The sequence below is a fragment of the Arenibaculum sp. genome, assembly GCF_035998295.1.
Classification (GTDB): Bacteria; Pseudomonadota; Alphaproteobacteria; order Azospirillales; family Azospirillaceae; genus DASYHS01.
Window position 1 is genome coordinate 1 of the sequence record NZ_DASYHS010000129.1, and the last position, 2,399, is coordinate 2,399.

2 protein-coding genes are annotated in these 2,399 nt (G+C 70.0%); both read left to right on the forward strand.

Annotated features, from left to right (window positions below; translation table 11 throughout):
* Window positions 1-111 precede the first annotated feature (111 nt).
* On the forward strand, window positions 112-1,713 hold the full coding sequence (gene tnpC, locus VGO20_RS12920; RefSeq protein ID WP_327502763.1) for an IS66 family transposase: 1,602 nt from the start codon (window positions 112-114) through the stop codon (window positions 1,711-1,713).
* 406 nt (window positions 1,714-2,119) lie between these two features.
* On the forward strand, window positions 2,120-2,399 hold a 280-nt coding region (locus VGO20_RS12925), incomplete at its 3' end, for a transposase (RefSeq protein ID WP_327502764.1).

The following is a 2,399-nucleotide window of genomic DNA, read 5'->3' on the forward strand; positions in this document are numbered from 1 at the left end:
CGGCGGACTTGGCGGCCGGAGCTGGCCGGATATGCGCGACAGAATGACTCGGCCGGCCGATGGCGCGCCGTCGGCCCTGCCGGGCCCGGGCCGGGATGGTACACTCCCGCCATGTCGCTGGATGCCGCCGATCTGCCCGACGACGTCGAGGGTCTCCGCCGCCTGGTGCTGGAGGAGCGCAGGGTCGCGGCTGCCGCCCGGGCCGAAGCGGAAAACTGGGCCGGCCAACTGCGCCAAGCGCAGGCCGGGCTGGTCGCCCAGGCGCTGGAGATCGAAAAGCTCAAGGTCCAGCTCGCGAGACTGCGCCGGATGCAGTTCGGCCGCTCGTCGGAGAAGCTGGACCGGCAGATCGAGCAGTTGGAGCTGCTGCTGGAGGACCTGGAGGAGGATCTCGGCCGCAGCGAGCAGACGGCCCCGCTGCCGCCCGCGCCAGCTGATGAGGCCAAGACCAAGCCGGTCCGCCGGCCGCTGCCCGAGCATCTGCCGCGCGAGGAGATCGTCCATGCCGCGGGCTGCGCCTGCCCGCCCTGCGGCGGCGAGTTGCGCCGGCTGGGCGAGGACGTGACGGAGATCCTGGAGTATCGGCCGGCCCGCTTCCACGTCGTCCGCCACGTCCGGCCCAAATTCTCGTGCCGGCGCTGCGAGGCGATCGCCCAGGCGCCGCTGCCGGAGCTCCCCATCGAGCGCGGCCGGCCGGGCCCCGGGCTGCTGGCCCATGTGCTGGTGTCCAAGTACGCCGACCACCTGCCGCTGTACCGCCAGGCCGGGATCTACGCCCGCGAGGGCGTGGAGCTGGAGCGCTCGACCCTGGCCGACTGGGTCGGCCGGGCGGGGGTGCTGCTGGAGCCGCTGGTCGCGGCGCTGCGGCGCGAGGCGATGGCCTCGCCCCGGCTGCACGGCGACGACACGCCGGTGCCGGTGCTGGCGCCGGGAACGGGCACGACGAAGACCGGGCGGCTGTGGGTCTACGTCCGCGACGACCGCGGGCATGGCGGCAAGGCGGCGCCGGCGGCCATATATTTCTACTGCCCCGACCGCAAGGGCGATCATCCGCAGGCGCACTTGGCCGAATTCCACGGGCATCTGCACGCTGATGGCTATGCCGGTTTCGGGGCGCTGTACGATAATGCGGGCCGCCGGCCCGGGCCGATCGTCGAGGTGGCATGCTGGGCGCATGCGCGGCGCAAATTCCACGACGTGCATGCAACGACGAAGAGCCCGACCGCCTTTGAGGGCTTGAAGCGGATTGGCACGCTCTATGCGGTCGAGGAGGCGATCCGGGGCCAACCGCCGGACGAACGACGGCGCCTGCGCCAGGAGCGAAGTCGCTCGGCCGCCGAGGAACTGGCGGCCTGGATGCGGGCGACCTTGCCGAAGCTGTCGGGCAAATCGGACTTGGCAGGGGCAATGCGCTACACGCTGGCGCGCTGGCCGGCCCTGACCCGCTATCTCGACGACGGCCGGCTCGCGATCGACAACAACCCGGCCGAACGTGCGCTACGCGCCATAGCGCTCGGTCGCAAGAACTGGTTGTTTGCCGGATCGGACCGGGGCGGCGAGCGGGCCGCGGCGATCTATTCGCTGATCGAGACCGCCAGGCTCAACGGCCTCGACCCGCAGGCCTGGCTGGCCGACGTCATCGCCAGGATCAATGCCCATCCCGCCAAGCGGATCAACGATCTGCTCCCCTGGAACTGGAAGCCTGCCCCCTGAGCCGCGGGGCAGGCCGGACGCTTACCGTTAGCTTGAAGCGCTTCCCTTGTTCAGTGCCCGCTATCACGCCCTATCCGGTCGTGCCGGTGCTTCTGTCTGGAGGCGTCGGAGCCCAGCTGTGCTGATGTGGTGGAAGACATATCCGGAGCAGCTGCTGCCTTTGACCGGCACGGCTCCAGGGGCAGGTTGACCATTGTAGTGCATTTGCGCCATTTAGTGACGGTCGCCCAGCACCTATCATCGTGAGGATGACATCGCGCGGGTCGAAGATGCCTGCGCCTGCGGCTAGTACTACAGCCGGGATTATTCTCGATGGCCGTTGTTGAGGCAGGCATCCTGGTGGAGGATGCCGCCCATGCCGACGGTTGCCGACGCGATGGTCTGGAATCGCGATTTTGACGCGCTGATGGAGCGCCTTTGGCCCCGGTTCAGCCGGGTGGAGGCGCGGCGCCGGGCGCGCTCCTACGTGGCGGGCCTGCTGGCGCCGCTGGAGCGCAAGAACGGCTGGCATCTGGCCGAGGCGGCGGGCGACGCCAGCCCGGACAGCGTGCAGGACTTCCTGGCGCGCATGCGCTGGGACGCCGACGCGGTGCGCGATGATCTGCGCGCCTATGTGGTCGAGCATCTGGGCGATGCGGCTGGCGTGCTGGTGCTCGACGAGACGGGCTTCGTGAAGAAGGGTGAGC

What these genes read in the sequence shown, in the direction of transcription:
- tnpC (WP_327502763.1), top strand. Translation starts at nt 112, where the DNA reads ATGTCGCTGGATGCCGCCGATCTGCCCGACGACGTCGAGGGTCTCCGC.